14 protein-coding genes are annotated in these 14,154 nt (G+C 36.2%); 6 read left to right on the top strand and 8 right to left on the bottom strand.

The annotated features are described in order from the left end of the window. Positions 1-6 precede the first annotated feature (6 nt). Complete coding sequence (locus tag GWK10_RS04830) at positions 7-1,329, bottom strand: dicarboxylate/amino acid:cation symporter (RefSeq protein ID WP_164029794.1); 1,323 nt, start codon at positions 1,327-1,329, stop codon at positions 7-9. A gap of 37 nt (positions 1,330-1,366) precedes the next feature. Next, on the bottom strand, positions 1,367-2,434 hold the full coding sequence (aroC, locus tag GWK10_RS04825; RefSeq protein ID WP_164029793.1) for a chorismate synthase: 1,068 nt from the start codon (positions 2,432-2,434) through the stop codon (positions 1,367-1,369). Positions 2,435-2,632: 198 nt separating this feature from the next. On the opposite strand from aroC, the gene GWK10_RS04820 reads away from it, so the two are divergent. Continuing rightward, the gene (locus GWK10_RS04820) at positions 2,633-3,472 is read left to right on the top strand and encodes a UDP-2,3-diacylglucosamine diphosphatase (protein WP_164029792.1); all 840 of its coding nucleotides are present in this window, start codon (positions 2,633-2,635) and stop codon (positions 3,470-3,472) included. Between the two features lie 51 nt (positions 3,473-3,523). Next, on the top strand, positions 3,524-4,645 hold the full coding sequence (locus GWK10_RS04815) for a hypothetical protein (protein WP_164029791.1): 1,122 nt from the start codon (positions 3,524-3,526) through the stop codon (positions 4,643-4,645). Here the strand turns inward: GWK10_RS04815 and GWK10_RS04810 are convergent. Then, a complete protein-coding gene (locus GWK10_RS04810) occupies positions 4,642-7,569 on the bottom strand; it encodes an FAD-binding and (Fe-S)-binding domain-containing protein (RefSeq protein ID WP_164029790.1) in 2,928 nt (975 codons plus the stop codon). The genes GWK10_RS04815 and GWK10_RS04810 overlap by 4 nt on opposite strands. A gap of 135 nt (positions 7,570-7,704) precedes the next feature. Here GWK10_RS04810 and GWK10_RS04805 point away from each other — a divergent pair, with 135 nt between their 5' ends. From GWK10_RS04805 to GWK10_RS04795, 3 genes are all read left to right on the top strand, one after another. Continuing rightward, positions 7,705-8,235, top strand: a complete 531-nt coding sequence (locus tag GWK10_RS04805; protein WP_164029789.1) for a hypothetical protein — start codon at positions 7,705-7,707, stop codon at positions 8,233-8,235. Between the two features lie 94 nt (positions 8,236-8,329). Continuing rightward, entirely contained in the window at positions 8,330-8,824 is a 495-nt protein-coding gene (locus GWK10_RS04800) for a hypothetical protein (RefSeq protein ID WP_164029788.1), read from the top strand. A gap of 89 nt (positions 8,825-8,913) precedes the next feature. Further along, entirely contained in the window at positions 8,914-10,035 is a 1,122-nt protein-coding gene (locus GWK10_RS04795) for a TlpA disulfide reductase family protein (RefSeq protein ID WP_164029787.1), read from the top strand. Positions 10,036-10,190: 155 nt separating this feature from the next. Here GWK10_RS04795 and GWK10_RS04790 read toward each other — a convergent pair whose 3' ends face one another. Next, entirely contained in the window at positions 10,191-10,889 is a 699-nt protein-coding gene (locus GWK10_RS04790; RefSeq protein WP_164029786.1) for an SIMPL domain-containing protein, read from the bottom strand. A 36-nt stretch (positions 10,890-10,925) separates the two neighbouring features. Continuing rightward, positions 10,926-11,579, bottom strand: a complete 654-nt coding sequence (locus GWK10_RS04785; RefSeq protein ID WP_394351643.1) for a rhomboid family intramembrane serine protease — start codon at positions 11,577-11,579, stop codon at positions 10,926-10,928. Positions 11,580-11,631: 52 nt separating this feature from the next. Here GWK10_RS04785 and GWK10_RS04780 point away from each other — a divergent pair, with 52 nt between their 5' ends. Then, complete coding sequence (locus GWK10_RS04780) at positions 11,632-12,525, top strand: lysophospholipid acyltransferase family protein (RefSeq protein ID WP_164029784.1); 894 nt, start codon at positions 11,632-11,634, stop codon at positions 12,523-12,525. 27 nt (positions 12,526-12,552) lie between these two features. On the opposite strand, the gene GWK10_RS04775 is transcribed toward GWK10_RS04780, so the two are convergent. From GWK10_RS04775 to msrA, 3 genes are read right to left on the bottom strand one after another with little or no spacing between them, the layout of a single operon-like run. After that, positions 12,553-12,855 (bottom strand): hypothetical protein, encoded by a 303-nt coding sequence (locus GWK10_RS04775; RefSeq protein WP_164029783.1) that lies wholly within the window; start codon positions 12,853-12,855, stop codon positions 12,553-12,555. Between the two features lie 42 nt (positions 12,856-12,897). Beyond that, positions 12,898-13,494 (bottom strand): GTP cyclohydrolase I FolE, encoded by a 597-nt coding sequence (folE, locus tag GWK10_RS04770; RefSeq protein ID WP_164029782.1) that lies wholly within the window; start codon positions 13,492-13,494, stop codon positions 12,898-12,900. Between the two features lie 9 nt (positions 13,495-13,503). After that, on the bottom strand, positions 13,504-14,055 hold the full coding sequence (gene msrA, locus GWK10_RS04765; protein ID WP_164029781.1) for a peptide-methionine (S)-S-oxide reductase MsrA: 552 nt from the start codon (positions 14,053-14,055) through the stop codon (positions 13,504-13,506). Positions 14,056-14,154 lie beyond the last annotated feature (99 nt).

The raw sequence follows: 14,154 nt of genomic DNA, 5'->3' as shown, positions 1-14,154 counted from the left end.
AGCAAATTACTTTACTTCTTCATAATGATCATCCCATTCTTTCGGTTTTGGCTCACCGAGTTTACCAACAGACTTGGCCACAACGGTTGATACCGTAGCATCTCCTGTAACGTTGATGACTGTGCGGCACATATCTAAAGGTCTGTCAACCGCAAATATTAAGGCAAGTGCAACTGGGTATAAGTCTTTAGGGAATTCGATTGCTTCTAACACAATAACAAGCATTACCATCCCAGCACCGGGAACCGCAGCCGAACCAATAGAAGCTAATAAAGCTGTCAATACAATATAGATTTGATTACTAAAAGTCAATCCTTCTGGCCACAACACTTGCATAATAAATACTGCTGCTACGGCCTGGTACAAACTCGTTCCATCCATATTGATGGTTGCTCCTACCGGTAAAACGAAACTGGATACTTCTTTATCTACACCAATATGCTCTTCAACACGCTCCATTGTTACAGGCAATGTCGCTGCGCTTGAACTTGTAGAGAATGCTAATAACTGGGCCGGACTTAACTGTTTCAAGAACCAAATCGGATTTTTCTTGGTATAAACGGCAACAACAATAGCATAAAAAACTATCATCAATAACAACCCTGATACTACCACCATAGAGTATGAAAGGAGTTTGGTCAAAATCTCAGGATCATCAGCAGTTACGACTACTTGAGCTAATAAGGCGAATACTGCGAAGGGTGCTGTCAACATAATTAAGTCGACCATTTTTAGCACCACATCATTCAAACTATCGAAGAAATCTTTTAATGGTCTGGCTCGTTTTTCACCAATTAATAAAAGTGAAATGCCAAGAATCATAGTAAAGAAGATAACTTGCAGCATTGATCTGTTATCTCCCATTGCTTTGATTGCATTGTCAGGAACCATATCAACTAAAAATTCCAAAGGACCTCTATCCTTTGAAGCTTCCATGATTTTGGATTTTATAGACTCATCATTAGCATAGGTTTCCTTAAGTTTAGCTACCGTTTCCTCAGAAATTCCATTTCCTGGCTCAATAATATTAACTAACAAAAGTCCGATGGTTATTGCTATTACTGTAGTACAGATGTAAATAGCTATTGTTTTTAAGCCAATATTCCTAAACTTAGAAATGTCCTTTAAGTCTGATATTCCTTTTATTAAGGAAGCTATAATCAACGGAATCGCGATTAACTTTAAAAGGTTGACAAATATTTTACCGAAAGGGCCGATCCAATCTGCAACGAACTCTTTTCCCCAATCGAAAGAAGTCATCAAGAAACCAAATCCGATTCCTAATAACATCCCGATTAAAATTTGCCAATGTAGTGCTAGTTTTCTCATATGTTTCAATTCAGAATTCTGAATTCAGAATTCATAATTATTCTTTTTTGTTAGTTCTTGCCATCAACATATAATCCGCCAACACCATCGCAGCCATGGCCTCAACAATAACAACCGCTCTAGGAACGACACAAGGATCGTGCCTTCCTTTACCCTGCATCTCCACCTTTTCTCCTTTGTTATTAATGGTTTCTTGTTTTTGCATGATAGTCGCAACAGGTTTAAATGCTACATTAAAGTAGATATCCATTCCGTTACTAATCCCCCCTTGAATGCCTCCTGACATATTAGATTGGGTAGTCCCATCTTCATTAAACAAGTCATTATGTTGACTTCCCTTTAATTTGCTTCCTTCGAATCCGCTGCCGTACTCAAAACCTTTTACAGCATTAATCGATAACATTGCTTTACCTAATTCAGCATGTAGTTTGTCGAAAGCAGGTTCGCCCAATCCAATAGGTACATTTTTTATAACGCAACTTATAACCCCACCGACTGTATCCCCTTCTTTTCGAATTTGTTTGATATAATCCTCCATGGTTCTGGCCATTTCTGGATCTGGACAACGTACAATATTCGATTCCGTTTGACCTAAGTCTAATTCTTGATAAGGTTTATTTAAAGCGAGTTCACCAACAGCTGAAACATACGCTTGAATACTTACATCTTTTAAAAATTGTTTTGCAATTGCGCCCGCTACTACTCTACTCGCAGTTTCGCGTGCAGAGCTTCTTCCACCACCACGATAATCGCGTACGCCATATTTTTGATCATAAGTATAATCGGCATGCGAAGGTCGATATTGGTCTTTAATATGACTATAGTCGTGGGATTTTTGATTGGTGTTGTGAATAGCAAAACCTATAGGTGTTCCTGTTGTTTGCCCTTCAAAGATTCCGGAATAAAATTCAACTGTATCCGGTTCTTTTCGTTGTGTAACAATCTTTGATTGACCTGGTTTTCTTCTATCTAGTTCTTGTTGAATATGTTCGAGGTCTAGTTCTATTCCCGACGGACAGCCATCAATAACACCACCAATTGCTTTTCCATGCGATTCTCCAAACGATACAAGTTTAAAAAGGTTCCCGAACGAATTTCCTGCCATTCAAATAGGTTTTGTAGCAAATGTAAATCTTAAATCAATTAATAAAAATAATTTGGATTCATTTTAATTCTAAAAAAGCACAGAAACATTTATATAAGTTGATAACCTTAAGCTAACATTAGGTCTAATACTTAATGATCAATTAAAAATGAGGTAATCATTCGCTGCGCTAAGATCATTTTATTTGCAAAAAAACTAATGCAATTAAAGAAGCGAAAGTTAGACGTTGTTGTATTATCAGATATTCATCTTGGCACCTATGGTTGCCATGCAGAAGAAGTACTTGCCTACTTAAGTAGTATCAAACCTAAAAAGCTCATTCTAAACGGCGATATTATTGATATTTGGCAGTTTAGAAAACGGTATTTCCCTAAATCACATCTACTCGTACTTAAAAAAATCATCGATCTTTCTATTAAGGGTACCGAGGTTGTTTATATAACAGGAAATCATGACGAAATGCTGCGGAAGTTTACCAATTTGACTATTGGCAATATTTCAATTGTAAATAAATTGGTTTTTGACCTTGACGGAAAGAAAACCTGGGTATTTCATGGTGATGTATTTGATGCTTCTATTCAGCATTCAAAATGGATTGCGAAATTAGGCGGTTGGGGTTATGACTTTTTGATTGTTTTAAATCGAATTATAAATTGGCTCTTACTTCGTTTAGGGAGGGAAAAATACTCCTTGTCAAAGCGTATAAAAAATAGTGTAAAAAAAGCAGTTAAATTCGTAAGTGATTTTGAGCAAACTGCTGTTGATCTTGCCATAGAGCAAGGTTATAAAACGGTAATATGCGGACATATTCATCAACCAAGGTTAGTTAATAAAGTGAATGAACATGGCTACTGTATGTATCTAAATTCTGGTGATTGGGTAGAGAACTTAACCGCACTAGAATACAAGGATAAACGGTGGAATTTATACAGCTACACAGAAGACAATATGCAGCCCTTCTATGCCAATGAAAACTTGAAAAACATGGACTACAAAGAGTTGCTCGCCGCAATAACGATTACAGGAAAAATTAGTTAACATCTATATGGTAGTTTCTCACCGTATATTTGGTGAACCAAAATTATTCTAATGAAACTCCGTATTTCTTCAATTTTTTTATTCCTATTTCTTATTGTTGGTTTAGCTGCTTGTGAAAATGAGCGACTCGATCCTATTCTCGAAGAAGCACTCGATAACCCAACGGATGGTGAAACGGATTCAGATGATGATTCTGAGGAAGAAGGAGACGGCTCAGGAGATGCCGACGGTAACGGTGATGGTGATGGATCCGGAGATGCCGATGGAAACGGTGATGGGAATGGCGACGGATCTGGTGATGGTGATGGAAATGGAGACGGCTCTGGTGATGGTGACGGGAATGGAGATGGCATGGGTGGCGACGGAAACGGAGATGGATCAGGTGATGGCATGGGCGGTGATGGAAATGGAGATGGAACAGGTGGAGATGAACCAATGACTTCAGATTATTTTCCATTGGTAACTGATAATCGCTGGAATTACGCTGTAGCTATAGAAGATAGAGTAAACAATGAAAACTTCAGTCGTGATGACTCATTTTATATATCCGGAACTACAATGGTGAACGGACTTCCCTATTTTACAGTAACAGCAGAGCAACCAGCGGCAGCTATTATGACTAACATCTTTGATAATAGTAGCATACGCTCAGCGGAAGAAAAATTGAATATTACAGGCAGTATTTCTTTTCCAGCAGAAGGATTGGAAGATTTTGTAGTTGACCTAACCGATGTCATTTTATACGACAAAAATATATCAGCTGGTAGTGAACTAACTTCATTTAGCGATACCTATGAACAATCTTTGGATGGTGGTATTACTCTTGAATTTCAATACACAGTTAGATCTATTCAAGGCGAACTTATTGCAAATGCAATGGTGGCAGGAGTTAGTTATGATGATGTGATTACATCTTCATTAATCATTGATCTAAGAATTATTGCAAGCGGCAATATCGGCGGCGTTCCCGTAACAGTTGATTTACTAAGACCTAAAGATGTCCTGGTAATTGAAAATACGTACGCCGATCAAATTGGTCTAATTTCATCTACTAGCACTTTGAATTACCAACTCGAGGATTTCTCATCATTTGGTGTTGATTTACCCTATAACACAATGGTAGACGTAGTTTCATTTCAAGAACTTACGAGTTCGGTACTTATGGGGAATTAATTAGTAGCAGTCTTTAGTGCCCTTCTTAAAATAGTTACAGGATGAAGTGCCTCTCTATCGGTTCCATCTTTAATTTGATGACGACAACTAGTACCGGTAGCGGCAATTATGGTATCCCCATTAGTCTTTCTTACTGCAGGGAATAGTGTCTGCTCTCCTACTTTTATGCTTATATCATAATGCTCTTTTTCATAACCAAAAGATCCCGCCATACCACAGCATCCCGAAGGAATAATTGTCACAGTATAGTTTTTAGGTAAATTCAACACATTAAAACTGCATAATTGATTGGCTAATGCCTTTTGATGACAATGTCCATGAAACTTAATTTTTAAACTGTCCTCAGTAAATTGATCTGATGTGATAGCGCCTTTTTGAATTTCTTTATCTAAGAACTCATCAATTAACAGCGTATTTTCTGCTATGGACTTTGCAGCTTCCTTATCATCGGCTAGTCTTAAGTATTCGTCTTTGAAGGTTAAAATAGCAGATGGCTCAATTCCTACTAAAGGGACATTTTCAGCAATTAGGTCTTTAAAAATGGACACATTCTTATTTGCAATGGTTTTGGCTTCTTTTAAATAGCCTTTTGAGATCATTGCGCGACCACTTTCACGATGCTTTGTAGTGCATACCTCATAACCCAAATCAGTTAATAAGTGATATGCATCTATGCCCAAGGGTGTATCCAAAAAGTTAGAAAATTCATCGATAAATAAATATATTTTTTTATTTGTAATTACCTCGTTTTTAGAATTTTGAATGTATTTTTCTAAACTAATGCTTGATATTAATGGCAAGCTCCTTTTTTCGGCTATTCTCAATGATTTTTTTACAATTCCACTGAAAAACTTACTTTTCAAACTAGTATTATAAAGCCATGGACTAGTTGATCCTAGCCTATTCATTTTATCATTGTAAGCAAACAACTTACTGCGCAAGCTTTTTCCGTTTACCTTCTGATACTGGTATTGAAATTCGGCTTTTAAAGAGGCTACATCAACATTACTCGGACACTCACTTGCGCATGCTTTACAACTCAAGCATAAATCAAATACTTCTTTCAACTCTTTTTGATCGAACTTGTTCTTATTTTCGGTATTGGTTAAAAACTCGCGTAGTGCATTGGCTCTAGCCCTAGTAGTATCCTTTTCATTCAATGTTGCGCGATAGCTTGGACACATCGTACCACCAGCTTTTGCTGTTTTTCGACAATCGCCAGAGCCGTTGCATTTTTCAGCAAGTCTTACAATTCCCTCCGAATCAGAGAAATCAAGAATAGTATCAATTTCAACGGTCGGTCGATCAGGTTGATAACGTAAGTCCTCATCCATTTTAAACGGATCTACTATTTTTCCTGGATTTAATATGTTATTTGGATCAAATAAATATTTGATTTTTCTAAGAAGCTGGTAGTTCTCACTCCCGATCATTTTTTCTATAAATTCGGCCCTAACAATCCCATCCCCATGTTCACCGCTCATGGAACCTTTATATTTTTTAACTAAATGAGCAACATCAGTGGTTATCTTTCGAAAAAGGGTTACATCTTCTGATTTTTTTAGGTTCAAAATGGGTCGCAAATGAATCTCGCCAGCACCAGCATGTGCGTAATACACAGCATCTTGATCATACTTCTTCATAATCTGGCTGAATTCATATATATAGTCTGCCAAATCTTCGATAGCAACCGCAGTATCTTCTATACAGGCAACCGCTTTTTTATCGCCTACCATATTTCCCAATAAGCCCAAACCTGCTTGCCGCAATTCAAAAGCCTGATCTATTTGCTCTCCATATAATATAGGATTTGCATAGCTTTTTGTTCTCTTTTTAAGTGTCACTAGCAGTTTTTCAACCTTTGCTTCACATTGTAATTTAGTATTGCCTCTTACCTCTAACAACAAAATAGCTTTCGGGTCGCCATTTACAAAAAATCGATTCTTGGCCTGTAAAGTGTTATTCTTTGTACAATCTAAAATCACACGATCCATCATTTCGCAGGTATAGAGGTCATGTTTCATTAGATGCACAACCGACTGCATACAATCGTCAATACTATTAAAATGAGCTGCAACCATGAAGGTTTCTTCTAGTGGTAAATCATCTAGCTGTAAAGTGATTTCCGTGGTAAAAGCCAATGTTCCTTCACTACCTGCAAGCAATTTGCACATATTAAAGCGTTCCTCTGAATCAGCAAAAATGGCATTTTGTAGTAAAGCATCAACCGCGTAGCCCGTGTTTCGCCTATGAATAGTCTGTTTTGGGAATTCCTTTAAAATTTCTTCTTGCGTATTCTTTTCTGATAACCATGCGCGTAACTTGCTATGAATTACACCTTCAATACCGCTAACCCCTTCTTTTTCTTGGTATTCCTTCTCTGATAAAGCCCCGAAAGTTAGCTCAGTACCATCTGCCATAATAGTTTTTAGAGAAAGTACTTTATCTCGGGTCACTCCGTATTTTATAGAAGTTGATCCAGAAGAATTATTTCCAACCATGCCCCCGATCATACACCGATTAGACGTTGAAGTATTTGGACCGAAAAACAATCCGTGTTCTTTTAAAAATCTATTGAGTTCATCTCTAATTATACCGGGTTGCACGGTTATGGTTTTAGCATTTTTATCAAAATTGAGAATATTGGTAAAATGCCTACTTACATCAACGATAATTCCATCTCCGACGCACTGACCTGCTAATGAAGTTCCGGCAGTTCGTGGAATGATTGATGTTTTATTTCTTGTTGCAAATGCAATCAATTCCTTAATATCATCGGTGGTTTTAGGATATGCTATAGCAGTTGGGATTTTTCGATAAACAGAAGCATCAGTAGCATAAATAGCTTTGTGTAAGTCGTCATAATGTAACGTTCCTTCAAGCCTTGTAGAAAGATCTTTTAACCGATGTTCTATTTCACTCATATAAAAACTTAACTTTTTCTTTCTGTTAGTCGTTAATTAAAAACCACTAGTCGAATTTACCATAAAATTGATAGTTTTTACTAGTCGAATCATTCTAAAATATTTCTCTTTGCATATAAGTTAGCAAACCCAGAAATGAATGTACATTTACTTGATCTGTTTAGAACACAGTTTACCCTCGAAATAGTTGGTAAAGTAAGGCGTGGTTTGGGTATTAATGGTCCTGATGAAACAGTTTTAGACTACTGTATAAAATCAGCTTCAGAATTGATCAATGAACTTCCTGAGTTATATATTGATGATAAAAACAAAAGTCTTCTACAAGAATTGGTAATAGAAGCTCCTTATGTTACTACCAATAATGTTTTTGATGATGTTGATCTTAGAACCAGTAGTATACTCAGAAACGGGAAATATCTTGTACATGCCATTTATGGTTTAGAGCATCTTGACTTTTTAAAAAAGATAAAAGAACAGTATGAACTTTCTACTGACGAAGCAAAAAACCTCTGGTATATAAGCGGTAGTATTCTTTTAATCTTGATACATTCGCTTACGAACAAGGAAAATTCTTTAACTGACCTACTATCAGTTATTAAACGAGAAGTCGAGGCTGACAAACCGAAAAAATCCTCTTCACTATTCGTAGGCTTGCTTAGTTTATAGCTTTCTTAACACCTCGTTAAAATTCTTACTTTTGAATAAACAATGCAATTACTCTTTTCTATAATGCGTTATAGCTGTTAACTAAAAGAAAACAATGACACAAAAAATCATATTAAGCATAAGCCTTTTGTTTATGATGGCGACAGCCAGCGCACAAACGATCTCTGATAATGCCCTCGGGTTACGTCTTGGTGCCAGTAACGGGTTTGGAACAGAAATATCTTATCAAAGTGCTATTGGGCGTTTAAATAGAATCGAAGCCAATTTAGGCTGGCGTGATAATAGAAACTTTGACGCCTTTCGTTTGACAGGAATTTATCAGTGGATGTTCGATCTTAATTTTGAAGAAGGGTTTCAATGGTTTGCAGGCGTTGGTGGCGGTATTGGCAATGTTAACTTCAACAGCGATAGTCAGTTTGCAACTGATGAAAATGAGTTTTTTGCATTTGTTGCTGGTGATGTGGGTATTGAATATAATTTTAGTATACCGTTAGTAATATCCTTAGATCTCAAACCAGAAATAGGATTTAATGAATTTAATGATGGGATTGAGTTTGACCTAGGATTGGGTATTAGATATCAATTTTAACAACCCAAGTGTAAACTAAACTTCTTAGAACACCTCTTTTTTTATAAGATTAATTAGATTTGTGCTGTTTAAAATTAGGATAAACAAGCATGAAAAAATTAATAATACTTGCGGCATCAGTATTAATAGTATTAGGATGTAGTAAGACAGAAAAAGATAGTTACTTCGTAAACGTTTCTTTGAAAGGAATGGTTGACGGGAAAAAGGTTTTTCTGAAAAAACTGGATACAAACAATCGTTTTGTAAACGTTGATACTTCGGCTGTAGAGTTTGAAAGCGTCTTTTTTGAGGGAAAATCGGTTACACCAGAGCTTCACTATATTGTGGTTGACGGGATAAAAGGGAATATTCCTGTAGTTTTAGAAGAAGGAAGTATTGCTGTAGAGGCCTACAAGGATAGTATAGCCTTATCCAAGGTTTCAGGAAGTGTATCTAATGACGAGTTTTCATCCTATTTAGGAGAAACACGCAAACTATTTAAAGAATTAGAAATGCTTCGCAATTCATTTTCGGCTGCAACTCAACGCCAAGACATGAATGCGATAAGCGAGATTAGACAATCGTTTAAAGAAGTACAGGATAAAGGAAAGCAATTTGATTTAGACTTTGTTGAGAAAAACACGAATTCATATATCGCTTTATTGGTGTTAGAACGAATTCTTGATACAAAATCACAGCCCACTAAGCTACTTAAAGAATTGTACGCGAAAGTTCCTGAGAATCTAAAAGCTTCTCAAAATGGTAAAAGCTTAGGCGATAAATTAGCAGCTTTAGGAGCGACTGATGTTGGTATGATAGCACCCAACTTTACAGGAAAAACTCCTGAAGGAACAGATATCGCTTTAAATGATGTGATAGGAGAAAAAGTAACTGTTGTTGACTTTTGGGCTTCATGGTGCAAGCCATGTCGTGTTGAGAATCCGAGTATCGTTGCTATGTACAATAAATATCACGATCAAGGATTAAATATTTTAGGGGTTAGTCTTGATAATAGTCAAGATAAATGGATCAAGGCTATTGAAGAAGACAAACTTGAATGGAGTCATATATCTAATCTACAGTCCTGGAGAGATCCTATTGCAAAAAAATACAACGTAAGTGCTATACCACAGACTTTTATTTTAGATGAAAATGGTGCTATTGTCGCCAAAGATCTTCGTGGTGAAGCCCTACAGCAAAAAGTAAGAGAGTTATTAGGAGTAACCGAATAATACTCCTTGTATTTAGTCTTAAAAAACAAAACCCTGACAATAACCATGTCAGGGTTTTTTCATAGCAATTAAGCTACTTGATATAGTCTTAGGGACTTTGTTCTAGGTTATCTGTATATATAACAAACGCCTAGGAGAAAACCCTACCTTTTATCTTATTCCAATGCGAAAGTTATATTGACTTTAGAAGTCACTAGCATTTCACCGATAGAAATACTTTCGGAGTTACCATCAGATTCTGCCATCGCCATCGATCTTACTTGCATATTCTTAAAATCTCTAGGATTACCAACATTAACAGCATGCTCACTTATGCTCGTAGCCTTTCCTACTTTTTGATCTAAAACTCCCGCATATTCCATTGCCTTTTTCTTGGCATTTTTGACGGCTTTTTTACGAGCTTCACTCAAATAAGTATCCATATTAGATGACTTAAAATTCACTCCGTCAATCCTATTGATTCCAGATTCTAATAGTCCTTGCATCAAACGTTCATAGTCTGATAACTTTCTAAGCTTAATCGCCAGTGATTGGTTGGCAGTATACTTATAAATCTTTTTGTTGTAATCGTAATTCTTATTTAGTCTGATATAAGCCGTCTGTACATCCTTATTATCGATTTTCATTTGTTTGCAGAACTTCAACACCGAATTAATTGTATTGTCATTTAACGCTTTAACTGACGCGGCGTTGTCGCCATCATTTTCAACGCGCACATTTACAATCACTTGATCTGGCACTACTTTTACAATTCCTTCTCCAGATACGGAGACATACGGGTTATGATCGTTTTTTTGAGCACTCATAGCACAGCTTATAAATAAAAATGAAACTAAATGGAATATGTTTTTCATGATTAAACAAGATAAAAATGGGTTTAGACAAATGACTTACTGCAATTTACCTGTTTTTTCTAATACAAATAGTATAATAATTGGGATTGCCAATACTACTACTGTAAATACATCATCGGTTAAAAGCGAAGGTTTCATAAATAAGGTTAAGGCATAACCGCCAATAGCGCCACCAAAATGTGCGGAGTGACCAATATTTCCCAAACGATTTTTCATGCCATAAATTGAAAATCCTAGGTAGAGAATTCCGAATATCCAGGCAGTAATTGGAATAGGAATAAAAAATAAATATAATTCCATATTCGGGAAAAGCAGTATGGCGCTGTATAAGACACCAGTCACAGCGCCACTAGCTCCTATTGCGCTATAATGATATTCATTTTTGTGAAAATTAAACGCCAATAAATTACCCGCTATAAGACTTCCAAAATAAATAAGTAAAAAGCTTACACGCCCAAGATCATTAATGACAACTTGAGCGAAAAAGTAAAGCGTAAACATATTAAAAAATAGGTGTACCGTATCGGCATGCAAGAAACCTGAAGAAAGCATTCGTACCTGTTCTCCCCTGCGTAAAGCACCCACATTAAACTTATATCGTTCAAAAAAAGAGAAATCAGAAAAGCCTTTGAAAGACACTAAACAGGTAATAGCAATAATCGCTATTGTAGCAATATCAATATTCATAATTGGGTATAGGTTCGTATCAAATATAACTATATTTGCAGAAGAATTTTATTGAATGCAACTTCTTGTTTATATAATTGCATATCCTCTTTTGTGGATCATTGCATCACTCCCTTTCAGACTGTTTTACCTATTTTCTGACTTTGTTTACTTCTTGGTATATCGTGTTTTTGGGTACCGAAAAAAGGTAGTTGTCGACAATATAAAAATGGCATTTCCCGAAAAATCAGATATTGAGGTAAATCGTATCACCAAAAAGTTTTATAAGCATATGTGTGATCTCTTTTTAGAGATGATAAAATCACTGCGCATTTCAGAAAAAGAGATAAAAAAACGTTTTTATGTGACGAATGCAGAAGCGATCGATAAGTATACCAAAGCACACCAAAGCGTTCAACTTATTTGTGGGCATTTTGCAAGTTACGAGTGGGCAATGTCATTAGAATATCATATAGCACATAAGGGTTATGCGGTATACACGCCTCTAGGCAATAAGTATTTTGATCGATTAGTTCAAAAAATAAGAAAGCGTCATAATGCAGAATTGATAAGTCGCTATGAGTCTATGCAAACCATACAAATGCACCATGATACCAAAGTGTTGGCGATGTACGGCATGGCAAGCGATCAATCACCGATGCCAATGAAAGCAAAATACTGGCGTGATTTTTTTGGTATTAATGTACCTGTTCATACTGGAGTAGAATTTATGGCAAAAAAATTCGATCAAGCAGTAGTATTTATTGATATTCAAAAGGTAAAAAGAGGATATTACACGGCAACTTTTAAGGAAATTACGGCTACACCAAACGACTATCCTGATTACGAAATCACCGATATTTTTACTGATATGTTAGAAGCGCAAATACGCAAAGCTCCTGAGTACTATTTATGGACGCATAAGCGCTTTAAGCATAGAGATAAACACCCTCCAGGAATGGTTAAGTAATCAAATTCTGGGTTCAAAAGAAATCACTCATTTGTCGAGTTTTTTGGCTTTACTCCCTTCTGTTTTAGTTGAAAACACATAAGTGTAAAGCCATGTAAGCGTGAAGGTCGGTATTACGTCTAATCCAGGTAATAATTCTTCAACAACAGATATCGTTCCAGCTACTTTTCCTGTTCGGCCTTTATACATTTTCATCATTAGATATCCTGTAAGAGGCGCCCAAACAATATCTGTAAAATCTCCAATAACCGGGAATACCCAACTAGATGACAACAATCCGATACCATCTATAAGTAGTCCTAACAGTAATAACTTGTACTTCTTATTCATACTCCCAAAATAGGCGTAACTCTACTAAAAAGCAATAATAATTTAAGAAAGTGAAGAACTGATAAGCTTTAAGAACTCATTACGAGTCTCTATCTTTTCAAATTGGCCTCTAAATCCAGAAGTGGTTGTTACTGAATTCTGTTTTTGTACACCGCGCATCATCATGCACATGTGGCTAGCCTCAATGACCACCGCAACTCCTTTAGGTTTCAAGGTTTCATTAATACATTCTAATATGTCATGTGTCAAACGTTCTTGAACCTGCAGCCGTCTTGCAAAAACATCGACTATTCTAGGCAATTTACTTAGCCCAACAATATGTCCGTTTGGAATATATGCGATGTGTGCTTTACCAAAGAATGGCAATATGTGATGTTCGCAAAGCGAATACAACTCGATATCTTTTACGATCACCATGTCGTCGTAATCTTCCTCGAACATCGCACTCTTTAATATTTCGGCTGCATCTTGATAATAACCCTGTGTCAAAAACTGCATTGCTTTGGCAGCACGCTCAGGTGTTTTTAATAAACCCTCTCTTTCGACGTTTTCTCCAAGATCAGTAATGATATTTTTATAGCGGTCCTTTACATCATCCGTAACGTGAATGTTGTATTCTTCGAATTTTTTATAAGGCATGAATGGGATTTAGCTTACTGCTTCTTTTTTTAATTTTTCAGAAAAATCTTTAGCTAACTTACGCAATTTAGGATTAATAATTACTTGACAATAGGGCTGGTCTTTATGAGCATCGTAGTAATTTTGATGATATGCTTCTGCCTCATAAAATATGTCTAATGGGGCTACTTCTGTCACGATTGGATTTGTATATGCTTCAGATGCTTCCAGTTGTTCAATAAAACGTTCGGTAAATCTTTTTTGCGACTCATCACTATAAAAAACAGCAGATCGGTATTGTGTTCCTACATCGTTTCCTTGTCTATTCAAGGTAGTTGGATCATGAGTTGTAAAGAAAATCTCCAATAAATCAGAAAAACTAACTAGGGTCTCATCATAATATATTTGTACTCCTTCCGCATGACCTGTTCTACCAGAACATATCTCGCGATATGCCGGATTTTTGATATGACCACCTGTATATCCTGAGACTACTTTATGAACACCTTCTATTTCATTAAATACTGCTTCGGTACACCAGAAACAGCCTCCAGCAAATGTTGCAATTTTCAAGTTTTCCATTTAATCTATTTTGTTTAACCAAAAATAACATTTATTAAACAATATTAAAAGTGATTTTTGGAATTAACGTTTCTTTAATTTTTATGTTGGAATAAATAT

It is taken from the genome of Spongiivirga citrea (assembly GCF_010671565.1).
Classification (GTDB): domain Bacteria; phylum Bacteroidota; class Bacteroidia; order Flavobacteriales; family Flavobacteriaceae; genus Spongiivirga; species Spongiivirga citrea.
The sequence above is the reverse complement of the archived record's forward strand: the minus strand, read 5'-3'. Positions and strand labels throughout refer to the sequence as shown.